The 14,316-nt window shown below is 39.3% G+C and carries 11 protein-coding genes and 1 pseudogene; 7 read left to right on the forward strand and 5 right to left on the reverse strand.

The window, feature by feature from the left end:
* Positions 1-27: 27 nt before the first annotated feature.
* The 4 genes from HPB14_RS00265 to HPB14_RS00280 form a co-directional block, all read right to left on the reverse strand.
* Entirely contained in the window at positions 28-726 is a 699-nt protein-coding gene (locus HPB14_RS00265; protein WP_000614884.1) for a DNA-methyltransferase, read from the reverse strand.
* On the reverse strand, positions 723-1,805 hold the full coding sequence (locus HPB14_RS00270) for a DNA cytosine methyltransferase (RefSeq protein WP_049789618.1): 1,083 nt from the start codon (positions 1,803-1,805) through the stop codon (positions 723-725). The genes HPB14_RS00265 and HPB14_RS00270 overlap by 4 nt, the downstream gene beginning before the upstream one ends.
* Before the next feature lie 1,064 nt (positions 1,806-2,869).
* Positions 2,870-4,360 (reverse strand): sodium/proline symporter PutP, encoded by a 1,491-nt coding sequence (gene putP / locus HPB14_RS00275; protein ID WP_000510249.1) that lies wholly within the window; start codon positions 4,358-4,360, stop codon positions 2,870-2,872.
* Between the two features lie 26 nt (positions 4,361-4,386).
* Positions 4,387-7,944, reverse strand: a complete 3,558-nt coding sequence (locus tag HPB14_RS00280) for a bifunctional proline dehydrogenase/L-glutamate gamma-semialdehyde dehydrogenase (RefSeq protein ID WP_001169379.1) — start codon at positions 7,942-7,944, stop codon at positions 4,387-4,389.
* Positions 7,945-8,272: 328 nt separating this feature from the next.
* On the opposite strand from HPB14_RS00280, the gene HPB14_RS00285 reads away from it, so the two are divergent.
* Complete coding sequence (locus HPB14_RS00285) at positions 8,273-8,482, forward strand: hypothetical protein (RefSeq protein ID WP_000849022.1); 210 nt, start codon at positions 8,273-8,275, stop codon at positions 8,480-8,482.
* Between the two features lie 374 nt (positions 8,483-8,856).
* On the opposite strand, the gene HPB14_RS08515 is transcribed toward HPB14_RS00285, so the two are convergent.
* Positions 8,857-8,982 (reverse strand): hypothetical protein, encoded by a 126-nt coding sequence (locus HPB14_RS08515; protein WP_267470965.1) that lies wholly within the window; start codon positions 8,980-8,982, stop codon positions 8,857-8,859.
* Between the two features lie 25 nt (positions 8,983-9,007).
* Between HPB14_RS08515 and HPB14_RS00290 the strand changes: the two genes are divergently transcribed.
* The 6 genes and pseudogenes from HPB14_RS00290 (at position 9,008) to HPB14_RS00315 (ending at position 14,316) form a co-directional block, all read left to right on the forward strand.
* On the forward strand, positions 9,008-9,328 hold the full coding sequence (locus HPB14_RS00290; RefSeq protein ID WP_001148200.1) for a hypothetical protein: 321 nt from the start codon (positions 9,008-9,010) through the stop codon (positions 9,326-9,328).
* Between the two features lie 10 nt (positions 9,329-9,338).
* A pseudogene (locus tag HPB14_RS00295) lies at positions 9,339-11,764 on the forward strand (hypothetical protein).
* Positions 11,761-12,330, forward strand: coding sequence for a hypothetical protein (locus HPB14_RS00300; RefSeq protein WP_000972892.1), 570 nt, complete (start codon positions 11,761-11,763; stop codon positions 12,328-12,330). Before HPB14_RS00295 ends, HPB14_RS00300 begins: the two are co-directional and overlap by 4 nt.
* A gap of 15 nt (positions 12,331-12,345) precedes the next feature.
* The gene (locus HPB14_RS00305) at positions 12,346-12,606 is read left to right on the forward strand and encodes a hypothetical protein (RefSeq protein WP_000092109.1); all 261 of its coding nucleotides are present in this window, start codon (positions 12,346-12,348) and stop codon (positions 12,604-12,606) included.
* 10 nt (positions 12,607-12,616) lie between these two features.
* Positions 12,617-13,972, forward strand: a complete 1,356-nt coding sequence (locus tag HPB14_RS00310; protein ID WP_000852785.1) for an HNH endonuclease — start codon at positions 12,617-12,619, stop codon at positions 13,970-13,972.
* Positions 13,942-14,316: an SMI1/KNR4 family protein gene (locus HPB14_RS00315; RefSeq protein WP_000374091.1), complete on the forward strand. Its 375-nt coding sequence runs from the start codon at positions 13,942-13,944 to the stop codon at positions 14,314-14,316. Before HPB14_RS00310 ends, HPB14_RS00315 begins: the two co-directional genes overlap by 31 nt.

The following is a 14,316-nucleotide window of genomic DNA, read 5'->3' on the forward strand; positions in this document are numbered from 1 at the left end:
TAACACAATCTCATTCAAATAGCGTTTTTAAAGCAAATTCAAACGCTTTTTAGCGGTTTGAAAATATTCTTTTTCTGATTCTATGCCGATAAAATTTCGTTCTAAATTTTTGCACGCTAAGCCGGTGGTGCCGCTCCCCATGAAAGGATCTAGCACGATGTCATTAGGGTTTGTGTGAATGGAAATGATTTTTTCCATTAAGGCTAGGCTTTTTTGCGTGGGGTGTTTCACTTTTTCAATCCCGCTCACCACAGGGCTTTTTAAAATCAAGGGCCGTAAATATTTTTCATTGTCTGGTTTGTTAAACACCCATTTGGCTTTCTTTTTAACCGCCCACAGGGCAAATTCCGTGTCTTGGATATAGCGCCGGTGGATGTTTCTTGGCATGGGATTAGTTTTAACCCATTGGATAAAGTCTTTGACTATAAAGCCGTTTTCTTCTAAAAAATCAGCGATATAGCTTATAAACCTGTAAGAGCAAAAAATCACCATGCAGCCGTTTGGATTGATTAAGGGGGCGTAGCGCTTGATCCATTCTAAAAGCTTGAAATTTTTATCCCATTCCCCAAAGTCTATGCCCTGTCTTTTAGCGCTCTTTAGGGTGGGAAAATTGTTTTTAACCGAAATATTGTAAGGAGGGTCCATGATGATTGCATCCACTTTTAAATTTTGCTGGTAAAAATCTTTGATGATTTCAAAAGCGTCAGCGTGATAAATTTGTATCATTTTCTTAAGTTTTTTAAGATTGCTTTGCCTAAGGCTAGGGCTAGAAGAGGAGGCACAGCGTTACCGATTTGCTTGCAAACGCTCGTTTTATTGCCATAAAAAATATAATCATCGCTAAAACTCTGTATCCTGGCGGCTTCTCTGGGCGTGATAGAGCGGTGCAATTCGGGGTGGGAGTTGGTGCCATTGCTTGGGGTGTCAAAGCGTGTGTCTATGGTGGGGCTGATTTTATTCCAGTTCAGGCGTCCCCATGTGCTTTTGAATTGCTGTTTGCCATGCAAGTTTTTAGGCAGGCATTCTTTGCCTTGCTCTTTATTAATGAGCTTTAATTTCTCTAAAGCGGCTTGCGAGTGGTTGGTGGCTTGGTGGTTGTATAATTTAGGGCTATCTTTTCGCATTAAAGCCTGATAGCTTGATTGGATAGGGTTTAAATAATCGCTCTCAAACGCTCCCTCATTAGAACAAAGATAGGCTAAATCGCTTATGGCATCTTGAACATTCACGCTTTGAGAAGGTTCTAAAAGATTGAAATCAAAACTGAAACGACTAGCCCCCACAATAAAGGCCCTCTCTCTGTTTTGAGGCACGCCATAATCTTTAGCGTTTAGGATTTGATAGCTCAATTGATACCCTAAAGCGTTCAACCTTTCTTTAATTTCTTCTAAAAAATAGCCTTTAGCGCAAGAGATGAGGTTTTTCACGTTTTCAATGATAAAAATTTCTGGCTTTATGGCTTTCACTATTTCTATATATTCTAAGAATAAAAAATTCCTAGGGTCTTTTAGCCCTAAATTTTTCCCTTTATTGGAAAAGCCTTGACAGGGAGGCCCGCCAATGATCATGTTGATTTCTAATTTTTTAGCCAACTCTATAACTTTTTCTTTAATTTCGGTTTGAGTGATGTCCCCACAAACGCCTATGGCGTTTTTATGGTTGTTTTCAAAAGTGATTAGGGCTTGTTTATCGCAATCTAGCCCTATTAAAGCGTCAAACTCTTTTAAATACCCTAATCCAGCACTAAAACCCCCAGCCCCACATGCGTTGCAAACATTAGGCGTTGAAAGGCGATAAAAATTGATGATTTTACTATCTCGTTTAAATTCCTCGCTATCTTGGATAAATCCTAACCGCTCTCTTAATTTTTCAATGTTTTTATCGTCTAAATCCTGTTGATAAACGTTTTTCAAATAAAAATGAGCGCGTTCTATGAAGCCATTACCATGGTATTCTGTTCTTGGTGGGTAGCTTAATTTGTAATACCCATTATCATAAATAAGAGTGGTCTTAAAAACATGATTAGCGATTCGCGCTTTATAGGGGTTAAACAGACCGATATGGTGTAAATACCAATCCAAATAAATCCTGAATTGAGCGTTTCGTTGGTTAATGCCTTGCACGTATTCAGGCTGTAATTCCCTGAAATTAAAATTCAGCGCTTCGCTAGGGATATTGAAATGATCGATTAAATAATGGAACTTGTTAAATTCTAAAGGGCTATGAAAGAAGTAATCTGAAGTTAAAAAATTCCGTTGCCTATGCCTATCAATGCTGCCCCTGCTTTCAAAAAAGCCGCTCAAAAAGCGTTTTTGATTGGGGGTTATTAAATTCATTAAATTAGAGCGGTTAAAAAAGTCGTTGTCTATAATCAGGTTTAAAAGTTTCTTGTAAAAAGAGTTTTCGTCTAAATGCAAGTCGTTTTCTAAAATAAAAACAAAAGTTCCTTTGATTTTTGTAACGCTTTCTTGATTGGATTGCCAAATTGGATGCGCGCTTAAAGTGTTGAGAGCGTTTAAAACTCGCACTTTGCTTTCTTCATAGCCAGAGATAAATTTTGAAGCCCTATAAGAACACACCCCATAAATACAACCATTTTTGATTTGAAAACGGCTCAACAACACCCCCAAATTAAAGGGATCAATAGCGTTTAAAAAGCGAGAAACAAGCAACAATAACCTTTCATTTTTTAAAAGGATTATAAAATAGCGCTCATTAGTTTTTGTTTAAGGGTTTTAGAATTGATTATCTCATCATGGAGTATCGCCACTCAAATTTTGCCCTAGCCCCAGAAAATAAAGAAATATAGGTTAAGGTTTGATTAAAGAGCATAGGGGGATTAGGGATTAAATTAAACTCATTTGAAGCGTTAATGTCTCAAGCTCTCAATTTCTTTAAGCATGGTTTCAAAAGCCTCTTTAGTGCCTGCTCGCACGCTAGAAAACAAACTAAACACAACAATAGCTATACTCGCTACAATAAAGCCCGGAACGATTTCATAAATATCCAAAAAGCTTTTGCCAAATTTATCATATAAAATCACCGTGCTAGCCCCAGAGAGCATGCCAGCAATCGCGCCAATGCGCGTCATTCTTGACCAAAAAAGCGAGAACAAAATCACAGAGCCAAAACTCGCGCCAAAGCCAGCCCATGCGTAACTCACGATGCTGAGAATGCTGGCGTTTCTATCCGTTGAAATGAAAAAAGCGATGCAAGCCACCCCTAAAACCGAAAGCCTAGAAATAACCATCACCAATTTTTGGGGGGCGTTTTTGTTAAAAATCGTCGCATAGAAATCTTCAGCAATGGTAGAAGAGCTTACAAGCAGTTGCGAACTGGCCGTGCTCATCACCGCCGCTAAAATCGCACTCAATAAAATGCCTGTGATCCAAGGGTTAAAGAGCAATTGACTCATCACAATGAAAATCTTTTCAGGGTCTTCTAAGCTCAAATCAAATTTATGCACATACGCAACGCCTAAAAGCCCCATAACGCATGCCCCAATCAAAGAAATAACCATCCAAGAAATCCCAATAGTGGTCGCTTTAGGCACATCTCTAATGGAGCGGATAGACATGAAACGCACTAAAATATGGGGTTGCCCAAAATAGCCTAACCCCCAAGCAAGGCTTGAAATAATGGCGACTACGCTAGAGCCTTGCAAGAAAGAAAGGTTTTCAGGCTTGATTTCTCTAATGATTTTAATCCCCTCTCCAATCCCTCCAAGATGGATTGTCATAACGATCGGCACCACGATTAAAGCGCTCATCATCAAAAGCCCTTGAATCAAATCCGTCCAGCACACCGCCTTATACCCTCCTAAAAAGGTGTAAGAAACAATGATCAGCGTGCCAATGCTTAAAGCGTAGTTGTATTGAATGCCAAAGGTCGCTTCAAAGAGTTTAGCCCCACTCACTAGCCCTGAAGAAATGTAAAAAATAAAAAAGATTAAAATCACAAAAGCCGAAATCAAGCGCAAGATGTGTTTGTCATCGCTAAAGCGCGTTTCAAAATAATCTGAAATGGTAATGGAATTAGCGATCACGCTCGTATAAATGCGTAAGCGTTTGGCCACAAAAACCCAGTTGATGAGCGCTCCTAAACTCAATCCTATGGCGATGTGTGAGTTGATTAAACCTCCCACATATAAAGCTCCAGGTAATCCCATTAAAAGCCACCCGCTCATGTCACTCGCCCCCGCGCTCAAAGCGCTAATCACAGGCCCCATAGAGCGATCGCCTAAGAAATAATCTTCAGTCGTTTCATTTTGTTTGTAAAAATAAAAACCAATATAGAGCATTAACAGCGAATAAGCGATAAACATCGTAACAATAGGGGTGCTTAAAACAACATGTCCCATTTTGATCTCCTTATTTAATACAATATTTATTTTTCAGCACAGCATGACTTGTGGCAAGTGGGTTGCCTTAAAACCCTTGATCCTAAATTCCCGTAACGATGATAAGAAATACTAACCGATCGCTCTAAGTGGTAATACAGCAATTCAAAACGCCCGTTCAAGCAGGGTTTAGTCGTGGCTAAAACCATCCCTAAAGCGCTCGCTTGTTCGTGCAATAAATCCAAATCGCTTTTTAAATAACGGATACGATTGAAAGCATGCAATTTTTCGCTAAATTTTTGCAAGCTTTCATAAACGATAGGGGCGTTTGCTCGGAGCGTTTTTAAGCATTCTAAAAAAAAGGTTAAATCCTTGTTCGTTCGTTCGTTTTCTATGCTGAGCGTTAAAGGGATTTGAGAAACTAAACACGCTAAAGCCACGCCCAACATGTCGCTTAAGGTGTCCTTTTCGGTGATGCGATAGCCCACGCTTTTAACTTTAATGTAGGAAAAAAGGTTGTCTTCGCCTCTGATTTTGACATAGTCTTTAGCTTGGCTGAATTCATGTTTATAATGATAAGTGTAGCTCTTTGCCATAAAAATCGCGCGCTTCAACTCATGCGTGTGTTCGTCATAGCCTTTTTGAGTCAAGTTTTCTAAAGCTTCGCTTAAGGGGTTTTTTAAGGCGTTTTCATCTTCTTCTTCTTGATGGATATTCACAAATTGCGTGATATAGTTGAAAATGCCCACCTTCCTCCCAAACCCCACAGCGGATTTTTTAATCCCCCCAAAAGGTTGGCGCAAAACGATCGCTCCTGTGGTGGGTTTGTTGATATAGATATTACCGGCTTCAATGCGTTCTAAGTAATACTCCCACTCCCTTTCGTCCAAAGACTCTAACGCGCTAGTCAGCCCGTAACCGGTAGAATTGACTATTTCTATCGCCTCGTCTAAATCTTGCGCCTTCATCACGGATAAAATAGGGGTAAAAAGCTCAGTTTGGTGCGTGAAATCGCCTTTTTTGGTGCCGTATTTGATGCTTGGTTTCATCAAATAGGGGTTATCATCAACAAAGCTTGCTGGGATTTCGTAATTTTCATAGCTTTTCAATTCATCTATGGCTTTGATGACCTTTTCATTAGGCTTGTCCGCTAGAGTGCCGATTTTGTTTTTGAAATCAAAAGGATCGCCCACGCTAAGGCTTAGAGTCGCGTCTATCAAAGTTTTTTTGAAATTCTCATCTTCATAGACTTCTTTTTCTAACACTAAAAGCGAAGTGGCGGAGCATTTTTGCCCCGAATTGCTAAAGGCTGAATGGATAACGTTCTTAATCGCCTGGTCTCTGTCTGCCATTTTGCTCACAATGGTGGCGTTTTTACCGCCCGTTTCAGCGCTCAAGGCTAAAGTGGGGTTAGCTTTTAACATTTTATAAGCGGTGTCTTCGCCCCCGGTTAAAATGGCAAATTGGATGCTTTCATCTTTTAAAAGGTGTTCGCTAATATCGCTCCCTTTAGAGGGCAAGTAAATGAGCGCATCTCTTGGCACGCCCGCATCCCAAAAGCACTCACAAAGCTTATAGCCGGTCACGCTAGACAAACTTGAGGGCTTGTAAATCACCCGATTGCCAGCGGCTAGAGGGGCAGCGATAGTGCCTACAGAAATGCCCACAGGGAAATTCCATGGAGCGATGACCACACCCACGCCTTTAGGGGTGAATTTCGTTTTTGGGTTTTGCTCTTGTAATACCCTTAAGCTGTAAGGGTAAAACTCTAAAAAGTCAATGGCTTCGCTCACTTCAGCGTCCGTTTCAGCGAAAGTCTTACCCACTTCTAAAGCCGAAATCCCTACTAAATCGCCTCTTCTTTCTCTAAAAATCTGGGCGGTTTGACTCAATAAGGCATGGATTTCTGTAAAGCTTTTTTGACTGAAATGACTCTTATCGCTTTTAGCCACTTCTAGGGCTTTTAAAATCGCTTCCTTATCCGCTAAATGCACGCTGGCGATTTTTTTATGATGGATTTTATCAAAGACTTCTAAAGGGGTTAAATTAGGATCTTCAAACCTCCCATCTATTTCTGGGTAAAGCTCTAAAATAGGAGCGTTATGCATTTTCTCGCGCACTTTTTTAGCCCATTCTCGGTTGGCTTTTAAGATAAAATCGGTATCGCTTTCGTTTTTAAAGGAGTGGTTTGGGTAGGTGGTATGCCCGGTTTGTTTGGCGTTCCTATCTTGAGTTCTGTGGGTGGCGTTGTCTAAAGTAGCGATCCCTTTAAGGCTGTTTAAAAAGCGTTGTTCTTGGTCTTTCCATTCGCTCGTGCCTACTTTGAGGTTAAAGAAAGCTTTCATGAAATTATCGCTTGAGGTGTTTTCATCTAGCCTCCTCACCAAGTAAGCGATCGCATTGTTGAAATGCGCTTCATCGCACACCGGCGCATAAAGAATGAGTTTGTGCATCTCTTTTAGTTCCTGGCTCGCTTGCAAGCTCATGCCCTCTAGCATTTCAAAGCTAAAATGCTCCAACACAATAGGGTCGTTAAGGGCATGGATGCGCGTATAAACGTAAGCGATTTCAAAAATATTATGGCTCGCTGCACCAATATGAATGTATTTATAATTATCGCCCTCTAAAACAAAATCCAGCATTTTATTGTAATTAGAGTCGGTGTCTTGTTTGTTGGAAAACGTGGGTAACGCCCAGTCTTTCACGGAAGCGATCGTCTCTTCGCTTTCCATGTTCGCTCCCTTAACAAAGCGGATTTTAATGGGTTTCAACCCTTTTAAAACCCTTTCTTTAGAAAAAGCATGCAGTTTTTTCAAATATTCATAAGAATCAGGGATATAAGCTTGCAACACAATACCGGCGTTCAAATCAAATTTGGCGATAGACTCCATAAAAGACTCCACTGTTAGCTCTAAATCCCTGAATTCTTCCATATCCAAGTTGATGAATTTAGGCATGCCTTGCTTTTTTTCTTCTTCTAAAGCTAAAGCATAAAGAGCGTCTAAGCGTTTGACAATCTCTTTTTTAGAGTATTCAAAATCAAGGATATTGATTTGAGAAAAAATCGTCGTGATTTTAATGGAAATGTATTGGATGTAGTTGGATTTTAAGGCTTGAGAGTATTTTTCAAAACGCGCATTAGCTTCTTCTTCGCCTAAAACCTCTTCGCCAATAAAATTCACGTTCAAAATGATTTTTTCATTTTTTCTTTTTAAAATCCGCTCTTTCAATTGGCTCTCTTCTTGATCCAAGACCATCGCTTTCGTGTCGCTTCTGATTTTATTGACAAAGAAAGGCACGCTCATATCAGGGAGCATTTTCCCAAAGCTCAAAAACCCCATTAAAAGCAATTTTTCAAACGGAGAAAAAATCTCACGGCTTTTGTATTTGTCTAAAACATGCTCAATCATTTCAAAGCGGGCTTTATTATCCAAACACCTAAAACTCCGATCCATAAGCTCTATGAGCATGACTTTGTTTTCAGGGTTGTTTAAAAGCTTTTGCATTTTAAAATGGAACGCTTTTTCTTGATCGCTCAAATGACTACTGATACTATCTTGCAGTTTTTTAGCTAATTCTAATGAATCGTCAATGATTTTTTGCATGAGCTTACCTTTTATTTAAGAATTTGGCTTGATTGTAGCATGTTTTAAGCGGGTTTTTTAAGCGGTCATTTTTAATAATGCTTTTTAATTTGTGATTGTTTTCATACTAAATGAATTTAATTATTAAAATTGATTTTTTTAAAAGTGGTAATTATTTACCGCTTAAGACAAAAATTAGAGGAATTTTTTATCGTTTAAAAAGTTCATTTACTTTTCGTTTAAAAATAAATTTTATCATTTTCGCCGTGTAATTTAAAAGCTTCAAACCAATGAAACGATTTTAAATTAAACGGATTTATAAGAAATTTTACAAAACAAAGGATATAAAATGAAAACAATTAAAAATGGCATTATGATTGGCACACTCGGTGCATTGTTATTGAGCGGTTGTTCTAGCTTTGATACTCAGCGTTTCGCTTGTCTCCCTAAAGACCATTCTTCAAAAGACGCTTCTACCAAAAAAGAAGTGCAATACACGCCTAAGGGCTTTTTTGACCCTTATTCTTCTAATTTAAACCATTGGGATTCTACATTCTAGGGGTTTATAAAGAGGGGGCGAAAGAGGGGGGATAATAAAGCTCATTTTAAGTTTTCTCAAATTACAATAACAACCTTTTTAACACTGACATAAGTATAAAAAAGGAGATATTCTTATGAGTGACGCTCATATTGTAGAAAATACGAATAATGAGGAAATAGAAAAACCAAATATTTCAAATCCCACCGCTTCCACCCCCCCCCCAATAATGAAGAGCTTTTAAAACTTGTTGGAGATCTTGCAGATCGCCTTAAAAAATTAGAAGATCTTAAATTAGAAGACTTTGAACCCCTTGGAAAACTCTCTCATTTTATAGGCTCTTTCTTTTCATTTGGAAAATCCCCTAACGACACCCAAGAAAACCCAAAAGACGCTCAAAAATCCACCAGTTTCCACGAGAAATGCACCAAGCCGACTGAAACCACCGAGCTGAATAACAAGATCGCCGGGTTATCCGCAGAAAAAGAAAGGCTAGAAAGAGAAAATAAAAACCTAACCAATCAGCTTAACGCATCACAAAAGCAAGTGCAAGCGTTAGAACAATCTCAGCAAGCTTTAAAAAATGAAAAAGCCGAACTATCAAAAGATAAAGAAAATCTAACTAAAGAAAAAGCCGAGCTAACTGAAAAAAATCAAAATCTAGCCACAGAAAGAGAAATTCTAAACGATGAGCTTATCGCATCGCACCAAGAAAAAAGCGACCTAGACTTACACAACAGGCGTTTAGCGAGTGCAAACCAGGATCTCAAACGCCAAAACCGAAAATTAGAAGAAGAGAACATCGCCCTCAAAGAGAGGGTTGATGGCTTGAAAGAGCAACTCTCAAAACAACAAAAACCACAATAAAGGAAATATCATGGTAAACCACTTACAAAGTTTAAGACTGCCTCTTGGCCACCCCTTAGTAGAGGAATTGTGCAAGCTGTCTTTAAAGGATGGAGTCAAATTCAATGAAAAAAGTAAAGTCAGTTACAAAGAAGAAGTGTCAAAAGAAGATCGAACTAAGTTTGAACAAGTGCTGCGGGTGCTTCATGCGATCGTCAATAATGAGACTTCTTTAAGGTATCTTTCTGATGAAAATCAAAAATTCCTAGAGGATTTAGTGCAAGCTAAAAAGATCACTAATGAGAAAATAGAAAAAACCTTAGAGATCGTTTCTACTAGCGATGTGGATGTGGATTTTGAAAAATTTAAAGATTTGATGTTTAAGGTGATAGTGTAGCGGTAGGCCTTAAGAGCTATAGCCAAAGCCAATTGCTTGATTTAAACGGAGGGCATTGGGATTTAGAGGTGCCTAGCGCGTCTAAAGAAAGCGTAACCTTTAGGTTTGATAATTTACCTAAAGATAATAAAGACAAAGAAATGAACTTCTATGCGCACTCAAGTTTGAAGGATTTAAACAAGGGCGTTGTCGCTATTGACTTTGGGACTAAAAGCACGACTGCAGCCTATATGGATAATAACGGAGAATACCGCTTGCTCTCTATTGGCGAGCTAGTAGATGACGCAAGCCTGACAAAGTTTGAAAACCCCACGATCGTAGAGTTTAGGCACAAAGAAAACTTTCTTAACGCTTATAACGCGCTAGATCACCGCCCTTTCACATAAAAGAACGATATAGCAGTGGCGCATGAAGCCCAAAAGAACGCTGAAGGCGTTAAAGGGAATGATTTGTATCGGTTTTTTTCTAAATTGAAGCAATGGGCTGGAGCGGATGAAAAGCAGAATTTTAGGGATTGTGAAAAGGATTTTTCTTTAGAAAGCTTCACTAATTGCACGGATTTTAACCCTATAGAAATCTACGCTTACTGCATCGGCCGCTGCATCAACAACATGCACAATGGCGTGTTTTTGAAATACTTTTTATCCTACCCCATCAAGTATGAAAAGCATCAGGCTGAAAAAATCAGAGAGAGTTTTGAAAGAAGCTTGAAAAAATCCTTACCCCGGCATGTTTTTGACGATGAAAAAACGGCTAAAACTTTCAAAGTGGAATTGAGAGCGAGCGAGCCTTGCGCGTATGCCATTAGCGCTTTGAAAAGCTATGGGTTTTTTAAATCAGAGAAGTTAGACAAGCCGGTTTATTACGGGGTGTTTGATTTTGGGGGCGGGACGACGGATTTTGACTTTGGCAAATGGGAAAAAAGTGCTAACCCCAAATTCCTTTACAAAATGACGCATTTTAGCAGTGGAGGGGATAAATATTTAGGCGGTGAGAATTTATTGGAATTGTTGGCTTTTGAAGCGTATGGCCAAAATTTTCAAACGCTAAAAGCAAAAGACATTGTCATCGCTAAGCCCAACTATGACAGGATCGATACGCAACGCTTTGGATCGTTTATGCAAAACTCCAGTGGAGCGTGCTTGAATTTGCAAACGATCGCTTCTACATTACGCCCTTTTTTAGAAAATTTAGACGCCAATATTATAGAAGCGATAGAAGAAAATGAAGAGTTTAGCATAAAGGATTTTGAAAAGGATTTTAAAGCCATGCTGTTTGATAGGAATGGGGTAGAAGCAGAATGCAATCTCCAAGTTGATTGCAAAGAGCTTTTAAGCCTTTTAAAAGGCAAGATAGACGAAGGCGTTGCCAACTTCTTTGCCGGATTTTCTAAAGTGATGGCTGAAAACATTGACGATCAGTGTCGGGCGTTTCATATTTTCTTAGGAGGGAATGCGAGCCGTTCAGTGTTAGTCAAACAAGCGTTTGAAAACGCCAAAGAAAAGCAGCTCAAAGATTACCAGCAAAAGACTTCTAAAAATGATTTTAAATTCATCATTTATGAGCCGCTAGGCACAGAAGCCTCAGACAAACAGATTTTAGAGCTTACAGGAGAAGACGTTTCTAACACGCCCGCTTATTTGAAGCCCACTTGCAAAACCGGGGTGGCTTTTGGGCTTTTAGAAAGCAGGGACAAGCCTAAAGGGATTGAAATGCCCTCTATAAGCTCCAATCCTGTGTTTAAATACGATTTAGGCATTGAGATAGGGGGGAAATTCCACGCTAAAATCCACAGGGATTCTTTAAAACCTAATGAATACCAGATTTTCCAAACTAAAGAGGAATGGGGAGGCTTTGATGAGCTAGAGATACGCTACAGCGACAAAGCCCTAGCCAACACCAACACTCTGGACATTAAAGATACGCAAATGATTTCCATAGCACTAGAAGAGCATGAAGAAATGGATGCGAAGGTGTGTTGCGTGGATTCCCAAAGCATTAAAGTGGGGCTGTTTAAAGACGACCAACTAATCTATGAAAGCGAGGTAGAAAAATTATGATGATTAAGAACGCTTACGCGTTTGTCGTGATTGAAAAAAGTATTATGGTGTTTAAATGCACCAAAGATGAGAGGCTAATCCCTATCACTGAAGGCTTTGCGCCTTTAAAAGAGGGCTTTTTGAAAAATTTTAAAGAGCGTTGCAATGTGGATTTTTTAGAAAATTTAGACCTTTTGTTTTTGTATGACTACCAGTTTTCAAGCGAGGTTTTTTCCTTGTGTAAGGATTTGAAAAATTCCATTTGGGACAGGAAGCTTGTGGTAGTGCTAGTGGAGGCTTTGGAGGGTTTTAAGGGTTTGAATTTGTCTCTTAAAGTAGAAGACAGGCATTCTAACAGCTTGGGTAATGGCGTTCAAAAATTGCTCACCAACGCTGATTTAGGGAGCACCCACAAAGCAATCGTGATAGACAGCATGAAAACATACCACCAAAGCCAGCAAGAAAAATACAAAAGAGAAAGAGGCGAAACGCTAGAGATTCGCCCCACAACACCCCCTAGCTATGGGGGTGGGAGCATTAGAATCAGCGGCGATAAAAAGCCTGATTCTAATGAAGAAAATTTTTAAAAGAAAGGACAACCGATGAGCAGAGTGCAAATGGATACCGAAGAGGTCAGGGAATTTGTATGGCATTTAGAACGCTTTAAAGAGTTACTAAGAGAGGAAGTGAATAGCTTGAGTAATCATTTCCATAATTTAGAATCATGGCAAGACGCTAGGAGGGATAAATTTAGCGAGGTGGTGGATAACTTGAAAGGCACTTTCAATGAATTTGATGAGGCCGCGCAAGAGCAAATCGCATGGCTTAAAGAGAGGATTAGGGTTTTAGAGCAAGATTATTAAGGGGTGGTTTATGGCTGAATGGAAAACGGACACAGAAGAAGTCAAAAAGGTTGTTGGAAGATGCAGGGAATTTAAAAGATCCTTGCAAGAAGAAAAATGCAGTCCATTTATCAGAGACCTTGATAGTTACGCGCTAAAAATCATAGTGGAGTGCAGAAAAATTGAAATGCAATTGGAAAAAGCCATAGGAGAATTAAAAGTAGCCAGAAAGAAGCGAAAGGGCTTTTGGGGATCTGTTTTAGATTTTGGAAAAGGTCTTTTTGATATGGTAGGGTCGGTTATCCCTCCTTTTAAATTAGGCGCTGAAGCTTGTGAAAAGGGCTTAAACCTTATGGAAGACAATATAGAAAGATGGGCATACAATGTAAGGTTATTAGAACAAATGCTTGAAATCTACTCCACTCAAGCCAAAGCGAGCGCGGATCTTGTGAATCAGGCTTGGGAGGTCGTTAAAAAGAGGTTGCATTTTTATACCGATAAACATCAGGAATTTATCAGGCGTTTGAAACAAGCGAGCGACGCAATAGATAACGAATACAACTTTCCAACCCCAGGCGTTTTATTGGAATACGATTTTGAACGGCCTGCTATCTCTTATACCCCTAAAAAAAGCGTTTTTAATGAGCGCTTGAAAGATTTGAGGGAAAATTTTAGCGCTTCTTTATACGCTGATTTGAAAGACAAGATCAATGCTTTCTCTAAGAAGGATCGCGCTAAAGCCTCTAAAGAGCTAGAAGGGGATTTGATGAGCGTTGATTTTGAGAGCTTGACTTTAGCCAAAAAGAATTGCGTTAAAAACTTTAAGAAAGCTTTAGAGGGTTTTACAGAAAAAATCAAAAAATCCCCTAACGATTCAAACGCTATCAATGAAGCTTTTGATAATTTAGAAACAGAGTTGGAGCGTGCTACAGAAAATTTGAGTCAAAAAATCGATCCCGTTTTAGAACGGAATGAAAATTATACGCAAAAAGCGTTGGAGTATAGAGAGTTTTTAGAAATCCGTAAAGAGGACTTTATTGTAGATGAAAAAAACCCCTACCCTGATGAGGTCAGATTCAATGCGTTGCGTTTAGCGGAGTTTGATAGCATTTTTAGTGCCATTGCGCCTTTAGAAGATTTAAATAAAACTGCATGCGCTCATCATGCCCTAAAGGCTTTACAAGCCGCGCTTAAAGACAACGATTTGGGCTTTGATGCGGCAGAGTTGGAACAAATCGCAAAAGGATTCATCCCTAGGGGCTATTTGTGGCACTTTGACGCGAATGTTTTAGGGAATGTGGCGTTGGTGAGAGAAGAGTTATTACTAGGCGTGAAACACACGAAAGGATATTCACTATGGACAGAATTTCTACAGAAACAGAATTGAATTGGGAATTTGTAGAGCCGCTCAATGAGAATGCGTTGAACGGGTTAGAAGAGCGGTTGAAAATAGGCTTGAGCGATGCGTTTAAGGACTTCATCAAACGATCAAACTATGGTTTTAGCCAATTGCGTTATTTCATGGTGGGCAATGAATCCTACACATTCAAGCATGTTTTGAACTTCAACTTAGAGAGCTTGTTTATTGATTTCATGCAGAGCTTGAAAGAATGGTTAGAGCCTGAAGAAATCGTCTTTGCTAATGACGGGTATGGGGGTATTATCTTTGGAATACGACATGCGCTGTTGCATCTTAAAATGTTTTTAAAAAAACTGGAATCAAGGGGTTAA

It is taken from the genome of Helicobacter pylori HUP-B14 (assembly GCF_000259235.1).
Classification (GTDB): Bacteria; Campylobacterota; Campylobacteria; order Campylobacterales; family Helicobacteraceae; genus Helicobacter; species Helicobacter pylori_CU.

Coding starts and splice junctions, on each gene's coding strand:
- HPB14_RS00265 (WP_000614884.1), bottom strand. CDS start 726: ATGATACAAATTTATCACGCTGACGCTTTTGAAATCATCAAAGATTTT.
- putP (WP_000510249.1), bottom strand. CDS start 4,360: ATGGGACATGTTGTTTTAAGCACCCCTATTGTTACGATGTTTATCGCT.
- HPB14_RS00280 (WP_001169379.1), bottom strand. CDS start 7,944: ATGCAAAAAATCATTGACGATTCATTAGAATTAGCTAAAAAACTGCAA.
- HPB14_RS00285 (WP_000849022.1), top strand. CDS start 8,273: ATGAAAACAATTAAAAATGGCATTATGATTGGCACACTCGGTGCATTG.
- HPB14_RS00300 (WP_000972892.1), top strand. CDS start 11,761: ATGATGATTAAGAACGCTTACGCGTTTGTCGTGATTGAAAAAAGTATT.
- HPB14_RS00305 (WP_000092109.1), top strand. CDS start 12,346: ATGAGCAGAGTGCAAATGGATACCGAAGAGGTCAGGGAATTTGTATGG.
- HPB14_RS00310 (WP_000852785.1), top strand. CDS start 12,617: ATGGCTGAATGGAAAACGGACACAGAAGAAGTCAAAAAGGTTGTTGGA.
- HPB14_RS00315 (WP_000374091.1), top strand. CDS start 13,942: ATGGACAGAATTTCTACAGAAACAGAATTGAATTGGGAATTTGTAGAG.